The organism is Candidatus Paceibacterota bacterium (assembly GCA_028711505.1).
GTDB lineage: Bacteria > Patescibacteriota > Minisyncoccia > JAHISW01 > Tagabacteraceae > JAQTSC01.
This window is the reverse complement of record JAQTSC010000001.1, coordinates 69,298-88,394: the sequence shown is the minus strand read 5'-3', so window position 1 is coordinate 88,394 and position 19,097 is coordinate 69,298. Positions and strand designations below refer to the sequence as shown.

The window sequence follows — 19,097 nt, the reverse complement described above, 5'->3', positions numbered from 1 at the left end:
GGTTCAGTTATTATCGCTCTTCCTAAAAAAATACGCAAACAAAAATTTCGCGCCGAAAACTTATTCCGTTTTGGAACTTCTGAAATCCTTTCGCGTCTGTTAATATATGTTTATGAGAAAAAAACTTGCTTTAACCCTATTTTTGTTTTTTGGGATATTTTTCATCTTGCCCCTTGGCGCCATGGCGGCTGAACGCTCACTTTCTTTCGGACTCTCGGGCGAAGACGTGCGCGCTTTGCAAAATAAACTTATTGAAAAAGGATATCTTGCTTCGGGAAAAAATACCGGATACTTCGGTTCTCTTACGGAAGCCGCGCTTAAAAAATTCCAATGCGAACAAAATATTATTTGCTCGGGAACAAAAGCCTCGGGTTATGGAGTTTACGGGCCAAAAACCCGTGCCGCTCTCTCAGGCTCCTCAAGCACCGCAACCACAAAAAGTCCAACATTTGAATTTTCAGGCTGGGTGCCATATTGGCGTTCAGCCACGGGCACTCGCGAAACTCTTGAGCACATCACGCAACTCACAAGCGTAATGCCTTTTGGCTACACGGTAAAAAGCAACGGCACTTTGGCCGACACCGCGAAACTCGGACAAGAACCCTGGACCAGCTTTGTTGCCGAGGCAAAGAAAAATAAAACTAGAGTCGTGCCAACGGTAATGTGGGGAGACGGCAACGCGATACACAAAATATTAAGCAACACCACAAGCCGCATCGCTCTTGAAGACGAAATAGCGAACACGGTCAAACAAAACGGTTTTGACGGCATTGATATAGATTTTGAAGCGAAAAAACACGAAACAATAGATTATTTTTCAACTTTCCTCAAGGGATTATATCAGCGAATGGGCAACAAATGGGTTTATTGCACTATTGAAGCCCGTATGCCGCTTAGCCACCGCTACAGCCCGGGCGCGACTATCCCCGATGACGCAATGGATTATGCCAACGATTACGCGGCAATAAACAAATACTGCGACCGCGTGGAAATAATGGCTTACGACCAAGGGACAATAGATGTACTTTTGAATTCAGCCCGCAAAGCACCATACGCGCCGGTTGCGGACCCGGCATGGGTGGAAACTTTGGTTAATCTCGCAAGCCAAAAAATTTCAAAAAATAAAATAATAATAGGCATTCCCACGTACGGCTACGAATACACGATAACGCCCAAAACCGACGGCAGTTATCAATATAAATTGCTTTGGCCGTTTAATCCGCGCTACGCCACTGATATTGCCAGCCAGCTCGGCATTACGCCAACTCGCACCAGCGCCAATGAACTCGGATTTACATACGATCCAAAAGTTCTTGAAGCGATTGCTCCCGCCGGAAACGAATTAACCCAGACACAGCAGGAAATCGCGTCTTCTTCCGTCGCGCAAAACACAGGCTCACAGGTAAATACCAGTCAGCCTTTCAACTTTTTATCGTGGAGCGATACTCAAGCCATCGCAGAAAAAGTCGCGCTCGCGCGCAAACTCGGAGTCCGCGGAGTCGCCGTGTTCAAGTTTGACGGCAGCGCGGATCCTAATATGTGGAGCGTGTTAAAATAAAACGCATTTTTTTATCTTATTGAAGATTGCAGTTTGAATAAGTTTCAACGCTATCCGCGCCCTCGGTTATGAACGCCGTATCTCCTTTGTTCCAAAAAACAAAAGTCTCGTCGGCTTTAGTGTATCGCGCGCCGGAAGCGGATATGGCACGCGGCACGGAAAGTTTTTTGCCATCGCTTAATTCCAAATCAACAAATTTATCGTCGCCAATATAAAACGTGGCAGTGATTGTTTTTGAGCCGTCGCAAGCGAAAACAACTTTCTTTGGCGTTGTTATCGTACAATATTCTTCCCAACTTCTGATACATTTTTGTTTTGCTTCACACCACGAGTAGCCGGCAGAACCGATACAGCCGTAAACGTCTTTGTCGCCGCCGACCAAATTATTTTCTGTTTCAGTTTTATTTGCCAGATAAAGCAGGTTCATCGCATTGCGCTCGTACCACTTTTTATCAGCAACTTTTTTCTCCTGGCTTTCTATCCAAGGCGTCCAATCAAACGTTTCTTTTTTCAAAACACCCGCCGCTTCATATCTTTTTACCAATCCCAGCACATCCGGCGAAAGCATGGAAAGTTCCGAGAGTTTAATGCGCGAATCTTCACGATGCGAGAGCGCTATGTTTGAACGAAAAATAAACTGTTCTACGGGGAAAACCGTCATCACCCCGTACATCCAAATAAACAGAACAACCGCCGTTTTAAGAATATCTGTTTTTTTATCAACAACTAATCTCAATAATAGCCAGAAAAAAAGCAACGCGCAAAATAATACCGTATATGAGGCAAAAAATTTCTCATAACTAAATCCGTAAAAAATCACATATAGACCCATGCGGTATCCCGCTGAAACAAGAAGCAATAATGAAGCCGCGGTAAATGCAAGTAAAATTTTCTGCACAAACAATGAAGTCTTTTTATAGATGAAAAAGTAAATAAAAATATTAAGAAACGTCAAAACCAACAGCTGCCAAAAACCGCTTTTTACCAAATTTTCAGTAGTTTTAAAATCAAACGGCAATGAACCGACCCATAAATGACCGATTTGTATCCACAAAAAAAGCAAATACACTATCAGGATGCCTCCAAGCACAATACCGGCAATAATGGAATCTATTGGAAAAGTTTCTTTTTCTTTTTTGTTATAATCAAATTCCTTTTCCCATGTAATCACCGCTGCTAAAAAAATTACGGAAAGAATGGCTGCAAAAAACAGCTTTTTCGCAAACGGTAGCGATATGATTTTTGTTGCCCAATCATAAACCGCTTTGACGGAGTGAGCAAAAACCGCATCTGCCGAAGACAGCAAGGGGATCAAAACGGCAAGCGAGATGATCACAAAAAAAACAAACCCTATAAGTATTCTGGCAATAATCTTTTTATATTTCTCGTTTGCCGGGATTATAAACTCTAAATACAAAATAGCCGACTTGCCGATATTGCCGAAAATTGCCACTAGGCGTCCAATAAACAAACTCAGCGCGAAAGATAAATTCCACGATTTTTCCCTCCTGTCTTTCAAAAAGGAATAGTTATAAAAAACGAAAAAAGAAACAGGGCCGACAAGCAATGTCACAACTTTCACAAACGGATTATCATACAAAAAAAAGCTGACAATCATCAACGATAACGGGACAATCCAAAGAGTATCCTTCTTCAAGCATCTGCCTTTTTCAAAAAGGACCCAAATAAAAAATCCGAGGAATAACGCAAAAAAAACAAGGGCGTTGATGCCCAAAGCATATACTTCCCTATCCCAAAAATTCCAAAGAAACACCACCCAAAAAACGGCAAGCCCGACGCATGCGAAGAGCTTGATTATGGTATTTTTTGAAAACTTTTCCGCGAAGTTATTGGCGTTTGATTGACTCATGGCATAAGTTTTGAGATTTCTCTTTTCCTATATAAGCCTTTGCGCCCGACAAAAGTTTCTGACTACAGCCCCCTAAAATTCCTAATTGGCGGAGAGAGCCTATTTGAACTTTTTCTGAGAAATCATTGAAAATACTCGCTTTAATTTTTCAAATTCGGTTCGAACCCACGATAGGTCATTTATTTAATTTTTCTTTTCAGCAATCTCATTTCTAAAATAGTATCGTAGTCTTTGAACCCTAAAATTCTATAAAATCCCAATGCCGGTTTATTTAGGCTAGAAGCTCTTACGGAGATATAATCAATTTTACTTTTCTTGCACCAATTTATAAAATCTTTTGTTAATTTGGCGCCCAAATTCTTTCCTCTGAATTCTTTTGCTATAAACATATTTTCCAATTCTGCATATCTGGCCCTTTTTCGATAGGGCAAGAATTCTGAAATACCGCCGCACAGATAGCCGACTGTTTTATCATTGTTTTTTACAACTTCCACAAAACCATCTTTTTTAGTAACGCGATCCTTAAAATATTTTCTTCCATTTTTGTATGTCCATTCCAAATTCAAACTCTTATCAAATTTTTTATGCTCTTTCTTGAATAATTCAAAATTTAATTTGAGGATGTCTTTTAAATCTTTTATTTCTGCTTTTCTAAAAATGATATTATTTTTCATGTTTTATTTGCCAATTCGATTTACAGAAAAGAAATCGAACTTGGATTCGAACCAAGATACTCGCCTCCAAAGGGCGATGTCCTACCGCTAGACCTGCCTGCCGGCAGGCAGGCGATCCCGCGACAATTTGACCGCAAACCTGCGGGGCTTGGATTCGAACCAAGGTACTCGCCTCCAAAGGGCGATGTCCTACCGCTAGACGACCCCGCAGGTTTAGGGTCAAATTAGTTTTTATTATTATTTTTCCCCTTCCTTCTAATTAAAAACGAAAAAGTCTTTCATGGCAAGAACGCCGTGAAAGACTTTTGTTTTTTGTTTTTCATCTAAACTAGCTAAGCTCCTTTTTCTTCCGGCAAGGGAATGCGCAGATCACATTCAATCACTTTGCCGTTAGTACAGTTTTTAAAAGAAAGGCCAAATTTTCCTTCGTCGCAATCATCTTTTTCAGCCATCAGACAACCGACACAAACGCAAGGAATTCCTTCCGCCATTTTCTACCCCTCCTTTCTCGCAAAAATAAAATCATCTGCATCCGTTTTTGCCATTCCTATTCCCGTTTCCATTCTTACCATTGTCCCGCAAATTCCTTTTGATTATTCGTTCTTTAGGATTTGTCGCCTTCATGACAAGCTGGATACAACCCGAGGGAAAACAATAATGTTCAACTTTTCTGTCCGGAATATTTCGATTCTTTTTCTGACAAAAACCAATCATCATAATAGCAACATCTCCTTTCAAAAATAGTTTTGTCAAAGAAAAATCTTGCCAAAATTATAACGCCCCTTCGGCAAAAACAGCAAGAAAAAATCGGTTTCTATACAAAAATTAACGAGCGTCAACCCCTCCCTGCTTCCTTAGCTGAATTTTTGCAAGAGTCAATTCAAGAGGAAGCTGGGGCAAATAAGCGCGGTTGGTTTTGTCATAAGCGTCCAAAAGCAGGAATAAGGTAAAGCCCAGATCTTTCACGCTTAAAGTGTCTTTTTTAGATTTCAAAAATTCCATTTCATCTTTGCCCAAAATTTTCAGAAGAAGCTCTTCGCTTTTTGGAGAAAGCTTGAGCATCAAGATGGCGCGGATATCCCTTAAAACAAATTTCAAAAAAAGCTGCACCGCCATTCCCTTTTCAACGATTTTTTGCAGAACCGAAAAACCTTTATCGGTATCGGCATCCAAAACCGCCAAAACAAAATCGCGGATAAGGTCTTTTGAAGGAGCCGAGAGTATCTCCCGCGCTTCCCGGCCGCTTATTTTCTTATCTTTGTTTTTATCGGCAATACTTAAAAGCTGATCAAGCATCACCTGGCTGTCGCGGAAAGAACCGTCCGAAAAAAGCGCCACAAGCCCTGCGGATTCCTCGTCCATCTCAAACCCTTCTTTTTTGGCGACTTTTAAAACGGACTCGGCTAAAATATCTTCCGGTATTTTTTTAAACGAAAAATGCTGGCAGCGGGAAACAATTGTGTCGGGAAGTTTTTCGGGCTCGGTCGTGGCAAGCATAAAAATAGCGTGAGCCGGCGGTTCTTCAAGTGTTTTTAGAAGCGCGTTAAACGCTTCTTTTGTAAGCATGTGAACTTCGTCCACTATATATACTTTGCATTTTCCTTTCAGCGGCATAACATGCACGCCTTCGCGAAGGCTGCGAATTTCGTCTATGCCGCGCGATGACGCCGCGTCCATTTCAAAAAGGTCATACTCGTGGCATCCGATTTCCGAAGCAAGAATTCGCGCCACACTGGTTTTGCCGGTGCCGCGCGGGCCGGAGAAAAGATAGGCGTGAGAAATGCGTCCCGATTTTACCGACGCTTCAAGAACTTTTACGATATGTTCCTGCCCTTGAACTTCGCTGAATTTTTTCGGTCTGTATTTACGATAAAGCGCTTGGGTCATTGTTTTTATATTAAATTAAAAACGGCAACAAAAAAAGCCCGCCGCTTGTTTTAACAAAATTTTGTAATATAATACAAACAGAGTTGCTCTATCCTAAGAAAGGAGGCTTACAAACATGAGAGACAGGCTGATAATCCATGGAACTTTGGCCATGAACTGCGGCAGCGAATGCGGCTGCTGACTCGCCCAGCACCTTTTAGGCTTTTGCCAATAAAGGTGCTGGGCTCTTTTTTTACTCAAAACAACACAAAAACCCCGCCTATTCGCGGGGTTTTTGTGAGCGTCGCCTTATTTTATAGCGACGTTCCTTCATCTATTGAAACGACCTTCAAGCTTTAAAAGTTTCTCTTCATTATGCTTTCGTCTATCTTCCCGACAAACTTCTTACTTTGTCAACTCTATTTTTTGCCGAATACTATCAACTTAAAGCCGATAAAATTCCAAATAAGAGAGAAGGCTGTGGCAATAACTTTCGCGATATTCAGCCATCTTTCCGGAGAAAGATTAAAAAGCGGAGAAATGTAAGTCGTCATCAAAATTACTATGCCTCCGTTTACAATAACTCCGAACAAAACAACGAACACAAAACTGGCAAAATCGCTGTAATCGATTTTTTCTCCCGGCAACCGCTTATGGCTGAAAACCCAAAACTTATTCCAGAAATAACTGTTTGTGGCGGCAAGAATAAATCCGGGAACGTTTACGCCTCCGAGAAGAAACCCGCCGGTGAGCCCGGTTATGGCACTCAAAAAATTTAACACGCCAAAATCAATCGCGGTATTCAAAAAACCGACAATGACGAATTTCGCGAACTGATAGCCGAACGAAACAAACCGGCTTATCAATTTACCGAAAGCCAAACCGATAATCCACAAGACAGGCAGAACAACCGGCAAAAAATACATCGCTGTCCCGCCCCCTATTTTGATATTTTTAAGAGACGGAAAAATAAAAAAAGCCGCGGCGACGCCGGCGATAATCGCATATAAATAATCCCTTTTTGTTGTAGTCATAATAAAATGATTATATCCGATTTTAAAAACATAAGACAGCGGAGGCGGCGAAAAATGTGGATATTTAAATGACGGTGTAAATTTTTATCGGCTCGTCTTTCCCTTTTACCGCCGCCGCTCCGAGGTATTTAAAATCATAATCGTTTTTTGCCTTAGCTTTCACGCTTTCGCTCAAAATTATTTTTACTTGATATTCTTTCGTAAGCCCTTCAAGCCGCGAAGCCGCGTTCACCGTATCACCTATCGCCGTATAATCAAACCTTTCTTCCGAACCTACGTTTCCCACCACCGCCATGCCCGAACAAAGCCCTATTCCTATGTTTATTTCCGGGTCTCCGGCGGCCTTAAACTCCTCATTTAGAATTTTCAGCCTTTTCATCATGTTTTTTGACGCTCTCAAAGCGTTATCCGCCTGGTCCGGCTCTTCCAAAGGAGCTCCCCAAAAAGCCATTATCGCATCGCCTATATATTTATCCAAAACTCCGCCCTGTTTCAAAATTTCTTCCGTCATCGCCGAAAAATATTTATTTAAAATTCTAACAAGTTCTTTCGGCGGAGTTTTTTCCGAAATGGAAGTAAATCCCCTTATGTCGGAAAACAAAACCGTAATTTCTTTTTCTTCTCCGCCAAGCGCGACCTTTTTCGGATTGCTTAAAATTTCTTCCAAAACTCCGGCGGAAACATATTTGGAAAAAATCCGCTTAAGCTGAAGTTTGTCTTTTTCTCCGGAAAAATGTCTGAATCCGAAAAGTCCCGCGGAAGAAAGAAGCCACGACAAACTTATGTGCAAAACGCTGGCGCTTACTCCAAGGTCAAAAAGGACCGCGCAAAAAATAATATATAAAATTCCCAAAATCAAAACACCGGACAGCGCGGAAAGAAAACGCCTGAACAACAAAATAAAAATAACCGGAAACAGCGCGCTGATAAAAATCCACAAAAAGGAATAGAACTTGCCAAGCGGAACCAAACGATAACCGAAAATAAGCATGTTCGCGACATTTGCTTGTATTTCAACACCCGCCATCGTTTTTCCCCTGGCATTCGGAACAGGTTTATCGTCATGAAGATCCGGCGCCGTCGCGCCAATGAAAACAATTTTGTCTTTCAATTCGCCCGAAACCTGCCCTTCCAAAACACGCCAAAAAGGAATTCTTTTTATCGTTCCGGGCAAAGATGAATAAACAATGCGGTTTACGCCTTCAAGCGTCCGCTCACTGCTGATATTTTTCCCGGTTTTTTTAACAATTTCATAAGCAAACGGCATCTGGGATTCGATTCCTTCGGGACTTTTTTCAGAAATCAAAAAAGGGATTTTTCTCGCCACATTATCTCTGTCTAAAATCAAATTCACATGCCCCAAACTTACGTTTTTTTCATTTGTAAAACTATCCAGCGGTTTTATAAATTCCGAAGCCGTAATTGTCCCGTCCTGGCTTAAAAAAATATTTTGCGCTTCGCTTGCCAAGACAACGGGATAAGAAATTTTTCCCAAAGCAGACGCCAGCTTTTCGTCGTCTTCAGCTCCATTTGAAGAAAGTTCCGAAAAAACAATGTCCATCCCTGCGGCAAGCGGGGTATTTTTTTCCATCTCCAGAAGAGCTTTTGCAAAAACCTCGCGCGGCCACGGCCACTGACCGATACGCGACAAAGACTCGTCGTCAATCGAAACAATCACAAAATCTCCGCTCACCGGCTTCGGCGCGAAAAACAAATCTTCAAAAAAAACTTCAAGTCCGGAAAAAATCCCGAAATAAAAAGAAAAACAAACCAAAACGCCGGCAAGCGAGGCAATAATAAAATAGTATATTTTAGATTTCATATTATCCGCGGGTGTCAGTTGTTTCTTCAACGCGGGCTCTCACTTTAAAAATTTTCGTTTTTGCCAAAAAATTTACAGTTCCGTCTTCGCTTTCCCAAACCGCTATTACCGCGCCTGACGCTTCCCCAAACTCGGAAATCGTCGAATCAAGCTCGGCATAAAAAACCCCGGGCCGCTCCATTTTTCCCATTTGCCCAAGAACTTGCCACTTTACGCCTTCGGTAACGATTTTTTCCGAATTGTCGGCCATGATAAGCACCGCCTGAAAAGTTATTCTCTCTCCTTCTTTTATTTCACCGGAAAAATCCGCGGGTCTTACCAATAATTTAATCGGCTTTAAAGATTCTTTTGTTCCCTGGTTTCCAGCGCCCGTTCCCGCTTGCCCGCCTTCGGTTTGAGGTTTTAAAATTTTTTTCTCTTCGCTCTGAATATTTTTATTTTCCAAAATATTATCTTTTGACTTTTGCTTTGACTCTTCTTTCTCAATCCTCCTCTTTTCTATTTCCTGAATAAAAGGTTTTATCGCGTCTTTTTTGATTTCATTGCGAATTTCCTGCTTGATTTCTTTTTTCAATTCTTCCTTATTTATATCCTCGCCTCTGTTTTCTTCCACCCTTTGTTTTATTTCTTTAATTTTTTCGTTTAAAACGACATCGGACGCCGCGGCGCGTTTTACCCATTCCTTTTCCAAAACTTCAGGCCCTGCTTCTTTCACTTTATCCGCGATGGCGATTTTGCCTGATTTAATTTCTCCCAAATCCTGCCTTTTCAATTCAACTATTTTATTCGGCGAAATAATTACTTTTTTGTCGGTTAAAATTTCTTTCGTGTCCGGGTCAATCGGCGCCAGCTCCACCTGATTTTCAGAACCGACGACGCTGGATTTTCCGTCTATGTGTTCAAAACCGAAAGCGGTGCCGCGCACAGTGGCAACCGCATTCGTTGTTTTCACTTCCCAAAGCGAATCGGGTGTGGCAAGTTCTATTATTTTAGACCACACCCTGCCGGCGCTTAAAGATATTTTTACTTTCAGACTTTGGTCTGAATCGCTGTATTCGCCTTCTTCCAAAAAAATCTGCGTTCCGGAATCAAGGCGCGCCACCGAGCCATCCGGAAAATAAATGTTCGCCAAACCCCATGTGTCGGTCTCTACGGTATAGCCGGAATCAATTTCATCTCCGGTCTGCAAAGATTTTTTTTCGCCGCTTTCAACAGACGCGTAAACGTTCGGCTTTAACACTTCCACCCATGGTTTTGAAACTTGAATATTTTGCGCGACGCCGCCGTCCTCCGAAGCCCCGATTCTTGCTTTTTTGTAATGATTAACAAGCACAGCCGCGCCCCCAGCGGCGGAAATTAAAATAAACGCGATAAAACCAAAAATAAATTTATGCTTCATTTTTATCTTTTGTTTCTATATTCTGAATTTTACGCTTTTTAAAAACCCAAAACAAATAAAAAAAGGGGGTGCCCAGGAAAAATCCGGACACCCCGCCGCGAGAGTACTCGCATCATCACAAAAACATAAAAAGAAGAGACGCTAGAATCAAAACGCTAGCCATAGTCTAAGGGCCCTTGGTAACGACACATAATAAATGTCCTCCCAAAAAATGGGTTCGGCAACACCAGCCCGGATGGGTGAAAAGTGTTATTTAAACACCGCCGGGGACCTGCAGCCGCTTACGCTTTACAGTATGTTTTTCACCTCCCTTCTTTTTTAAGATTCTAAAATTATTATACTTACCCATAAAAATCTGTCAATACCCTAAAACAGTTCAGCTATTCAAGAAAAGTAGTGCTGCCGTCCGTACACATGGGAGAATAAAAAGCTAAAACTTTCAAAAGTTTCTTTTGACTGATGTTTTTAAGCGAGTGAGCAGCGCGGGCGGGTATGCAGACAACATCACCTTTTCCTATTTTTTCTACAATCTCACCCACCTTTATCTCGCCATGACCTGATAGCACATAACACATTTCTTCGGAAACCTCATGGCGATGAAGCTTTGCTTTTTGCCCTGGATTGAGACGACCGCAGGTGGTGCTTGTTTTCCGAATCTTAGAATTGCCAGGCCATTCAAATTCAGAAATAAAAGCGCCGTCTTTGGCAACAGAAAAACCTCCCTTTTTTCTTTTTCCGACGTACGATTTATTGCTCATCAATTACCTCCACATCGGTTTGACTGAATGGGGGAATAGAGATGACCAAATGGCTTAAAATCTTTCTGCCCGTATTTTCCAATTTGTGCGGCCTTCCCGGAGCTATCCAAATCAAAGTGTCTTTAGCCACCGGAAAATCACCGCGTCCGCCAACATACATCCTGCCCCTGCCTTCCAAAATGTAATAGAGCTGAGTAAAGATTTTATGTCTGTGCAAAAGAGATGCATCTCCCGGCTGCACTTCCACATGGGCAACGCTTGCCCGGTTAAGATTAATGACCTCTCTTACAGCCTGCTTGCATACATTGGAAGTTAATGGCAATTTTTTGACGCCTATAACCGTTTTTATCACCCAAAGATCCTCCTTGTTTTTTATTTGCAGTAAATTATTCTGTCCTTCCTTTCCCGATATACATGATATTTCGTCTTTTTTTGCGCGTAAAAAGTATGCGGCTCTTTTTTTGGAATTTCTATCACCAAAAACTCGCCGGGCGAAACGCTATAAAAGGTAAGCGCTTCGTCCCCGATTTGAACATCAAAAGTGCCTTCGCAAACAATAATCCACTCCGTGGCTTTAGGATGATAATGCGGTCTTATTTCTTCCGTAGGATCGAGTTCATGGCGAACACTTATAAATTCTTTGTCCAACGGCTGAAAAGAAAGAACCGCTTCCTGAAAATCCGCATATTCCGAAATCTTCATAACCCCTCCTCTCCTTTTGAATTGAAATTGTCAATCTGCAAAAATATTAGCAAGCCGAAACAAAATGTCCAGCGCCGTAAAAAAGCCTTATTGAAGAAAAAAAGCAAAATGTACGAGAGGAACACGAGCGGAAAATGATTTCTTGCCCGTCAAAATAAATCCACGGGCAACATATTTTCCGTATTATTCGTCCAAATTATAGAATCCAATGGGTCTATTGTAAAAACCGATTCGGAATTCCCTATCACACCAATCAAGTTATTTTCAAAAGTAATGTTTGAAAACGTAGCGATGGTGCTATAAACAGCCAAAGCGGCTTTCACTCCGTATGGCGAGGTTATAGTGTGATTTTTAAAGCTGGTGTTTGAAATTTTAAGCGAGGGTGAATTTTGGGCAAAAATTCCATGAGCGTAATTCTGGCTAAAAACCGCGTTTGAAATATCGGCTACTCCGCCCAAAATTTCCATACCGGCGGAATTACCGCCCTCAAAATTCCCGTGTCCGGAATATCGCATTTCAAAGCCCTTGGCCCGAAGAAAAGCGCCCGTCTTAATTTCAATTCCGGCAAATTGCCCCGGAGCGGCTGAACTTAGTGCCATATCCGCGTTTGAATCGCCAGCCGCGGTATCGTCATAAAACGAAGTGAAAATAACATCTCCGGAATTTTCTCCCGCAATAACAAGATTTCCATAAACCCAAAGCGGTTTTCCATCGCTTTTTACAACGGCTCCCTTTTCAATGGTCAAAGACGAAGAAGTTGAAACCTGAATATTTTCTCCCGGCATAAAATAATAAGCAAGATTGTCGGCCTTCAAAAAAAGATTTTCTCCGGGTTCGGTAATGTTTCCAAAAATGCTGACGCTGTTTCTTAAATTTCCGGAAGCCGTGTTATTCGTGAATTCTCCCACGGAAGCGAAGGATAAAATCGCATCACCGGCATTATTCGTAAAAGTATTGCCGCTCACTATTCCCGGCGCGTCAGCCAGATAAATTCCCGCATTATTTTTTTCAAACAAATTTCCGGATATGGTCGGCAAGCACGAACCTGCGTAGAGCGCGGCCTTAGGCGAAGTGATGCCAGCTGTATTGTTATTCCTGAATATATTATTTTTCACAAGCGAATTTGAACCGGCAAGCTTAAGCCCGTAAACTTTTGAATATTCAAAAATAGAGTTTGAAACCGTAATAACCGAACCTTTTGACGCAAGCAAGGCGCGTTCCTGCGTTTGTCCGGTATAATATTTTCCTGCGTATCTTAAAATAGCATAATCAAAAATTGAACCAGCCGGAGCTGTTTCGCTTACTACGACGCCAAACCAGCTTCCCGGATAAGGCAAAGTTGTTGTCGCATCGGCTCCGTTTGTATCTCCGCCGTATTCGTCATCCATTATTGAAGTAAAAACAATTTTGTCATTTTCCGTCCCTTGCGCTAAAATTTTTCCGTCAATTTTTAGGCCGGCGTCATTATGAAATTTGATGACAACGCCGGGTTCTATCGTAAGAGTAGCCGAAGCGGAAACATTTATGACGGTGCCGTCGATGAAGTACGGGCTTTCTGATTTTTTTAAGACAATGTCGGAAAAAATATTCTGATTCTTGTTTACAAGATAATTGGCGCTATTTCTTTGCTTTGGAGTTCCGGCAATTTTGTAAAATTCCGGGCCCGAAGCCAAACCATTCGCTATCGGAGTATCGTTTGTGAGCCAATTAGAAGGATTATCCCCGCTGGTTTTTGAATCGTATCTTTCCATTGAAAAACCTGCCGATGTTCCGGCAGGCCAATTCCCCAAAGGAGTTTGGTCTATTGTGGTTGAAGCGAAATACAAAGTCAGATGATCATCCCCGGTATTGTTTAACGCTCCCGTATAAATCAAATCAGCCGCTATATCACTGATAGTATTATCATCGGTGCGTTCAAGAAGACAATAACCTTTTTGAGAGATTTTTCCCGATAAAATTATGTACGGTTCGCTGTCGGCTGATGACAAGGTCCAATTCGCGAGATTTATCGCGCTTGAAGATTTATTGTAAAGTTCAACCCACTCATCGTTCGGCCTGCCCGAAGTGCCTCCCCATGCAATTTCGTTTATTACTATTGGCGCGGAAAAAATTTCAATGTCAATGGATTGCGGGTCCGAATAATTGTCCGACGAATCTTTCGCGCGAATTGAAAAAGAATGAGCTGCGTTGTCTTGAATCGCGCTGAACTCGGTTGAAGTAGAAGTTGTAGCCAGCGCTTGCGCGGTACCGTTTATTGTAAGTTCAAATTCTTCAATATCACCGGCAACGCTTTGCCAGGATAAGTGAATAATCTGCGGAGCAATAACACATCCTTCTTCCGAAAACGAATCGGCGCACTCGGCAATTTCAAATGAAATGTCCGGCGGAGTAGTGTCTGCCGGAGGCTCTGGCGGGGCTGAAACAAAAGATGAGGATTCTGGCTGGTTTGAAGAATTCTGCGTTGAGTTTGTTTGCGGCAAGACTGTTGACCCGACTGAAGGACTGCCGCCACCGCCCATAGCAATAGGCGGGATAGGAATGGTTTTTAAAAAATCCGGTATCTGCTCGGGTTCCGGTATAACTTCTGTTATTACGGCTTCAGGCAAAATTTCTTCTAAAACTTCAATTTCAGCGGATGTTTCTTGCGTCTGTGTTTCAAAAGCTTGAATTGTTTCTTGCGGAAGTATTTGAGGCAATATCTGCGGCTGTTCAATTTCATCATCGTAAGCGGATTGGGCTGGCGGTTCGGCTTCACTTGATTCGGAGAAAACAACATTAGCAAGACCGGAATTCAAGTTGTTTTTTCCATAAAACGGAGACATAAGAGCGCTGGCAAAATTGTTAAACGTATTTGAAAACCAATCTTTTGCGCCATTGGCCAGTTTTCCCATGCGGAAATATTCTCCGGCAAAAGAAAAATCGCCCATAAAAATACTCACGATGGCTGATTTCTCTTGAGGAGGTTCTTCAAGCAGGTTCTGATTATTTTTCGCTTTTTCGGCTTCGCTAAAAAATAATTCTATAACTCCTGCTCCGGACAGAACGGCTTCAGTGGACAGGCGAGACCAATAAGATTCAAAAACTTTTTCCTCCTGGGTTCTTAAAAAATACGAAATTTTCAATTCACCATTTTTAATTTCTCTAGTAGCACCCACTATCTTAAATTCATTCCCTCTATTATCAGGACCATAACCATAATCACCTTCAACTTTTATAATTTTTGGGTTCTCGTATTTCTCGTCATTTATCGTATCTTTACTAAAAAAATATTTGTTTGAGTAATTGGCTAAATAATCAAAATAATTATCCAGAGAAGTTAAAGAAGCAGGCTGATTCCCCTTTATTTTATCTTGGATGCTGAAATTATTTCTATTAAACCCGACGCAATAATTTTCATAAGGACTGCCGTCGGTTGGCGGATGACTGTCGTTTCTTGTGTGATCAGGCACTGCCATGTCCTGCAAAAGATGCAAAACAAAACCTAATGAATAAAATGCTTCCTGTTTATTATTATTTTTTACATATTCGTAAATCGCTTTTTCCCAGGTTTTATTGCCTTTATAAAGCCTATATTTTGCCTGAAGTTCCTGATTTTGCGACCAGATCTTTGCGGAAACAGCGTCTTCCACCGAAAGCCAGACGTCCGAATATTTTCCCGAGAGTTCGTTTATAATGTTTGAAGGACCGCGCTCACCGGTAAAACCTTCGTCATAGACAGGGTCGTAAAAATGATTTGTCCATCTGGGAGGGGTATCTTCGCCTTCCGCGCCGGAAATAATCCATTCTTTTTCTTCGTCCGTGAGCTTATTTTCTGAAATTGAATTATAAAAATCTATTGTTTCGTCGGTTAAAGCGGGGTGCGTATTTGTGTCGTTATACGCAAAAACAGCCCGGCTGAAAAGCAAAGGGCTGAAAATGATAAAAAGCAAAATGGCCTTTTTCATATTTTGATTAAATCTTTTCTATTTTCCAATTACCAGATGGATATTGAGAAAAATTAATTAAATAGTCAGGAGGATTTTCTAATTTTGATCTCATTCTAAAAGACCCGTCTTTTATTTCTCCGTCGGATTTTGCGTTTTTCAAAATAGCCAAATACCATTCTGTCTTGTTCTTTTCATCTAAAATCAATAATTCTTTCTTAGTATTTTCTTTTTCTTCCAACACAAAATATTTACTAGCCAACTCATAATCGCCTTTTTCAACCGCATTAATAAATAAATCCAATGTTTCCTGCGGGGTTTTGCCTCCAATCTTATCCGCGGCGCGCGCCTCTAAAACCAACCTGTCCATTTCTTCCAGAGATTTTGCCAGATTTTCAACTTTTTTCTGGTCTTGATACATTTCGTACCACCGGGCGGTCAAATCCAAAACCACAATAAAAAGCAGGGCAATGACAACTCCCCAAAAAATCTTATGACTTTTTATTTTACCGAAAATGCTCATTTTTAAGATTTTATCAAAATTAAAAAGTTAGAACAAATTATTATTCCATCTCGCCTTCCGCCTCTCCACTGCCGGATAACCGCAAATACCTCTTATTTATCTCCGACTCCACTTCGCGCAAAGGCCGGCCGTATTTTATTGCCGAAACTTCTTTGGTTTTTTCGCGTACGGCTTCTTCGCTTTTTGCCGGAGCGTAAGTTTCTATGTTAAACGGACGCGATGTCTCCCCGTTTATTAAAAGTTTTACGTAAGCGTTATAGTTTCCGATATTCATCAAATCCTCGGCGTTAAAAACCGGCTCAAAATGTTTTGCGAGGTATTCGGCATCGTCTTTCCCTATTCTAAAGACAGCAAACGAACCCACATTTCCAAAGACAGCTTTCTTGATGTCTTCCGTAAGCTGACCGATAAATTGATGCGTGATATTCAGGCACAAGCGATATTTTCTCGCTTCGGATAAAATCATTGAAATGGAATTTGTCGTTACGTTTTGGAATTCGTCTATATATAAAAAGAAATCTCTGCGTTTTTCTTCCGGCAAGTCCGCGCGAGACATCGCCGCCATAAAAAGTTTTCCGACAAAAACCATTCCCAAAAGATAAGCGTTCGTTTCGCCGATTCTTCCCTTTGAAAGATTTATCAAAACAATTTTACCGCTGTCCATCGCTTCGCGAAAATTAAAAGAAGAACGCGACTGGCAAAGCACGGGCCGTATTATTTCATTTGAAAGAAATGTGTCAAATTTGCTCGTAATGTAAGGAACCATGTTCTGTAGCGTGGCATCGCCTCCCGCCTTTTCCGCCGTCTCGGTCCAGAAATTTTTAAGCAAAGGATTCTGTGTCCGCGAAAGCATTTTTGCCCTGAATTCCGAATCGGAAAGAACGCGGGAAATTTCAAGCAGAGTGCCGTCTTTATCTTCCATGGCAAGCAAAGTGGCGTTTCTGAAGTACTGCTCAAACATCGGACCGCCGGCTGCTTTCATGTCATAGAGCTTGTTAAAAATTTCAAGAAGTTCGTTTATGATGAAAGTTTTTTGCTCCGGATATTTGGAATCAAATTCCAGCATATTCATACCGAAAGGACGCGTGGCATCACCCGGATTAAAGTAAACGATATCGTTCCACCTTTCAAAGGGAATCAACCCCATTATTTCTTCAACCGCGTCTCCGTGAGGGTCTATAAAACACACGCCCCTGCCTTCTTCTATATCCTGAACAACCATGTTTTTCATAAGAACGGACTTGCCGGTGCCGGTCTGGCCAACGGAATAAAAATGCCGGCGGCGGTCGTCAGGAGCGATTTTTATTTCTTTTTCTTCGTCGCGAAAAATATTTTTACCGATAATAATTCCGTTCGCGGACAGGTTTATCGGCGGTTCGGCTTTTTTCGCTTTAAGGAATTTCATCCTGGGAGCCAAAGCCAAAGTAGTCGGAAAATGAAAAATGCCCGTGAGCTCGGCGATATTTAAAACCAGGGCTCTTTTTTTGTCAAAAAGCCTGAAAGAAAAATTGTAGAAAAATTTGCGCAATCCCCAGCCAGAAACATCTTTGCACGCAAACGAATTGGCGCGCGGATCATTGAACTGGGAAAAAGCGCTTTTCATTTCTTCAAGTATTTTTTGAGCGCGATCCTCTGTCTGTCCGGACGCCACAAGCCGGATATTCGCGGACATAATCGGTTTGGAAATTTTCTTCGTTAAAATTTTTATCACTTCGGAACGGGCTTCCTGCGCCGCGGAAAGCGCGCCTCTTGCCATGGAAGCGGGGTCGGAATTCCCTTTCTTGGAATCGTTATGGAAAATGATATCTAAAAATCCTTCAAAAAAACCCCGCCCTCCTTCCAGCGCTTTTTTTATAGGCTCTCCCGCCTGCAAAAGCTTAAGCGACTTTTCAACATCGCTTTTTAATCCTTTTGCAAAAGGATTTATCACTATCTGGAAAGCGGCGCCTTCTTTTTCTCTTTTGATATCCGAAAAAACATTGGCGATAACCGATAACGGGTCGTTTACAAGCTCATCGTAAGTTCTTAGAGGAAGAACCGAAGGCTGGGTGAAAACGACTTCCGCCGCCGCGGTCGGATATTTGTATTTAAAAATATTGTAATCGGTTTTTTCTTCCCTTATTTCGGCAGAAGGAAAAACGGCATGCAATTGCTTTTCGAAAAAAGACGCATGGCTTTTCGGCATAGAAACGTAAAAATTAGTCTCGTTTTCCGTTGCCGGAGAAACCAGTTCAAGCGCAAAGTGCGACTTCAAACCCGACATGCCCGAATAAAACTGTTCCATCACGGCGATAGCGTCTTTGAAAGTCTTGCCTTCTTCTTTTTCCGGACGGGGCAAAATAATCTCGAAAAGAGTAAAATCCAGAGAGCGGAAAAACTCTTTTTCACGTGAAGAACGCAAGAAATGATATATGAGAAAAACCGCAGCCAAAGCAAGAAGCCCGGCAACGGGATAAGGACTAAAAAGGAACGCGATAAATTCCATTTTGATTGAATTTTATTTATGCCGCTTGCGAAGGAGAAGCTCCGGCATCCTGCGCCTGATTCTGCTCTTCGTGAACAAACCTCACAAGAAGGTCGTGAAAATCATCCAGAAGCGAAGGAGGAAGTTTTGAAGCGGCTTTTGCCGCGTTTATAATTCCTTTTTCTCTCGCGATGTTAAAAAGTTCCTGAAGCACTTTTTCTTTTTCTTCAAAATTAACGTCAATCACCCTCCTTTCCAATTTTTCCATTTCTTCGGGCGAAAGATTGTATTCCGGCGCGTAAACTTTTTCCGGCGGCAATTCGGCGTATTCTTTTATGATTTCTCTGCCTTGTTCGGGAGAAGACAAAACGCGCTCGCGCAAATTTGCCCGTTCGGTTTCCGGAGTAATGCCTTGTTCAAACTGAGGTTCATTAACCATAAATTTATAATATCAAAAAAAACGGCAAACTGAAATAGACAAAACGAATGGAATGGGGCAAGAGG

Annotated in this window: 15 protein-coding genes and 1 tRNA gene; 1 reads left to right on the top strand and 15 read right to left on the bottom strand. The window is 41.8% G+C overall.

All coding sequences use genetic code 11. The features are described from left to right. Positions 1-112: 112 nt before the first annotated feature. A complete protein-coding gene (locus tag PHC85_00360; protein ID MDD5032560.1) occupies positions 113-1,558 on the top strand; it encodes a glycosyl hydrolase family 18 protein in 1,446 nt (481 codons plus the stop codon). Between the two features lie 16 nt (positions 1,559-1,574). On the opposite strand, the gene PHC85_00355 is transcribed toward PHC85_00360, so the two are convergent. From PHC85_00355 to PHC85_00285, 15 genes are all read right to left on the bottom strand, one after another. Next, complete coding sequence (locus tag PHC85_00355) at positions 1,575-3,428, bottom strand: DUF4173 domain-containing protein (GenBank protein ID MDD5032559.1); 1,854 nt, start codon at positions 3,426-3,428, stop codon at positions 1,575-1,577. A gap of 179 nt (positions 3,429-3,607) precedes the next feature. Next, complete coding sequence (locus PHC85_00350) at positions 3,608-4,102, bottom strand: GNAT family N-acetyltransferase (GenBank protein ID MDD5032558.1); 495 nt, start codon at positions 4,100-4,102, stop codon at positions 3,608-3,610. A gap of 139 nt (positions 4,103-4,241) precedes the next feature. After that, a tRNA-Gln gene (locus tag PHC85_00345) sits at positions 4,242-4,312 on the bottom strand. 122 nt (positions 4,313-4,434) lie between these two features. After that, on the bottom strand, positions 4,435-4,593 hold the full coding sequence (locus PHC85_00340) for a hypothetical protein (protein ID MDD5032557.1): 159 nt from the start codon (positions 4,591-4,593) through the stop codon (positions 4,435-4,437). 334 nt (positions 4,594-4,927) lie between these two features. Beyond that, a complete protein-coding gene (gene dnaX / locus PHC85_00335) occupies positions 4,928-5,989 on the bottom strand; it encodes a DNA polymerase III subunit gamma/tau (protein ID MDD5032556.1) in 1,062 nt (353 codons plus the stop codon). A 398-nt stretch (positions 5,990-6,387) separates the two neighbouring features. After that, a complete protein-coding gene (locus PHC85_00330; GenBank protein ID MDD5032555.1) occupies positions 6,388-7,002 on the bottom strand; it encodes a GtrA family protein in 615 nt (204 codons plus the stop codon). Positions 7,003-7,066: 64 nt separating this feature from the next. Further along, positions 7,067-8,824, bottom strand: a complete 1,758-nt coding sequence (locus tag PHC85_00325; GenBank protein MDD5032554.1) for an adenylate/guanylate cyclase domain-containing protein — start codon at positions 8,822-8,824, stop codon at positions 7,067-7,069. A 1-nt stretch (position 8,825) separates the two neighbouring features. After that, a complete protein-coding gene (locus PHC85_00320) occupies positions 8,826-10,223 on the bottom strand; it encodes a FecR domain-containing protein (GenBank protein MDD5032553.1) in 1,398 nt (465 codons plus the stop codon). 380 nt (positions 10,224-10,603) lie between these two features. After that, positions 10,604-10,981, bottom strand: coding sequence for a cupin domain-containing protein (locus PHC85_00315; GenBank protein MDD5032552.1), 378 nt, complete (start codon positions 10,979-10,981; stop codon positions 10,604-10,606). Then, the gene (locus PHC85_00310) at positions 10,971-11,333 is read right to left on the bottom strand and encodes a cupin domain-containing protein (GenBank protein ID MDD5032551.1); all 363 of its coding nucleotides are present in this window, start codon (positions 11,331-11,333) and stop codon (positions 10,971-10,973) included. Before PHC85_00310 ends, PHC85_00315 begins: the two co-directional genes overlap by 11 nt. A gap of 20 nt (positions 11,334-11,353) precedes the next feature. Further along, positions 11,354-11,683 carry a cupin domain-containing protein gene (locus tag PHC85_00305; protein MDD5032550.1) on the bottom strand — a complete coding sequence of 110 codons (330 nt, stop codon included), beginning with the start codon at positions 11,681-11,683 and terminating at the stop codon, positions 11,354-11,356. 149 nt (positions 11,684-11,832) lie between these two features. Beyond that, positions 11,833-15,627: a right-handed parallel beta-helix repeat-containing protein gene (locus tag PHC85_00300; protein MDD5032549.1), complete on the bottom strand. Its 3,795-nt coding sequence runs from the start codon at positions 15,625-15,627 to the stop codon at positions 11,833-11,835. Positions 15,628-15,634: 7 nt separating this feature from the next. Next, positions 15,635-16,129 carry a hypothetical protein gene (locus tag PHC85_00295; protein ID MDD5032548.1) on the bottom strand — a complete coding sequence of 165 codons (495 nt, stop codon included), beginning with the start codon at positions 16,127-16,129 and terminating at the stop codon, positions 15,635-15,637. A gap of 40 nt (positions 16,130-16,169) precedes the next feature. Further along, a complete protein-coding gene (locus PHC85_00290) occupies positions 16,170-18,614 on the bottom strand; it encodes a hypothetical protein (GenBank protein ID MDD5032547.1) in 2,445 nt (814 codons plus the stop codon). Positions 18,615-18,630: 16 nt separating this feature from the next. After that, positions 18,631-19,032 (bottom strand): hypothetical protein, encoded by a 402-nt coding sequence (locus tag PHC85_00285; protein MDD5032546.1) that lies wholly within the window; start codon positions 19,030-19,032, stop codon positions 18,631-18,633. Positions 19,033-19,097 lie beyond the last annotated feature (65 nt).

What these genes read in the sequence shown, in the direction of transcription:
- PHC85_00340 (MDD5032557.1), bottom strand. Translation starts at nt 4,593, where the DNA reads ATGGCGGAAGGAATTCCTTGCGTTTGTGTCGGTTGTCTGATGGCTGAA.
- PHC85_00305 (MDD5032550.1), bottom strand. Translation starts at nt 11,683, where the DNA reads ATGAAGATTTCGGAATATGCGGATTTTCAGGAAGCGGTTCTTTCTTTT.
- PHC85_00285 (MDD5032546.1), bottom strand. Translation starts at nt 19,032, where the DNA reads ATGGTTAATGAACCTCAGTTTGAACAAGGCATTACTCCGGAAACCGAA.
- PHC85_00330 (MDD5032555.1), bottom strand. Translation starts at nt 7,002, where the DNA reads ATGACTACAACAAAAAGGGATTATTTATATGCGATTATCGCCGGCGTC.
- PHC85_00325 (MDD5032554.1), bottom strand. Translation starts at nt 8,824, where the DNA reads ATGAAATCTAAAATATACTATTTTATTATTGCCTCGCTTGCCGGCGTT.
- PHC85_00315 (MDD5032552.1), bottom strand. Translation starts at nt 10,981, where the DNA reads ATGAGCAATAAATCGTACGTCGGAAAAAGAAAAAAGGGAGGTTTTTCT.
- dnaX (MDD5032556.1), bottom strand. Translation starts at nt 5,989, where the DNA reads ATGACCCAAGCGCTTTATCGTAAATACAGACCGAAAAAATTCAGCGAA.
- PHC85_00300 (MDD5032549.1), bottom strand. Translation starts at nt 15,627, where the DNA reads ATGAAAAAGGCCATTTTGCTTTTTATCATTTTCAGCCCTTTGCTTTTC.
- PHC85_00320 (MDD5032553.1), bottom strand. Translation starts at nt 10,223, where the DNA reads ATGAAGCATAAATTTATTTTTGGTTTTATCGCGTTTATTTTAATTTCC.
- PHC85_00290 (MDD5032547.1), bottom strand. Translation starts at nt 18,614, where the DNA reads ATGGAATTTATCGCGTTCCTTTTTAGTCCTTATCCCGTTGCCGGGCTT.
- PHC85_00350 (MDD5032558.1), bottom strand. Translation starts at nt 4,102, where the DNA reads ATGAAAAATAATATCATTTTTAGAAAAGCAGAAATAAAAGATTTAAAA.
- PHC85_00360 (MDD5032560.1), top strand. Translation starts at nt 113, where the DNA reads ATGAGAAAAAAACTTGCTTTAACCCTATTTTTGTTTTTTGGGATATTT.
- PHC85_00295 (MDD5032548.1), bottom strand. Translation starts at nt 16,129, where the DNA reads ATGAGCATTTTCGGTAAAATAAAAAGTCATAAGATTTTTTGGGGAGTT.
- PHC85_00355 (MDD5032559.1), bottom strand. Translation starts at nt 3,428, where the DNA reads ATGAGTCAATCAAACGCCAATAACTTCGCGGAAAAGTTTTCAAAAAAT.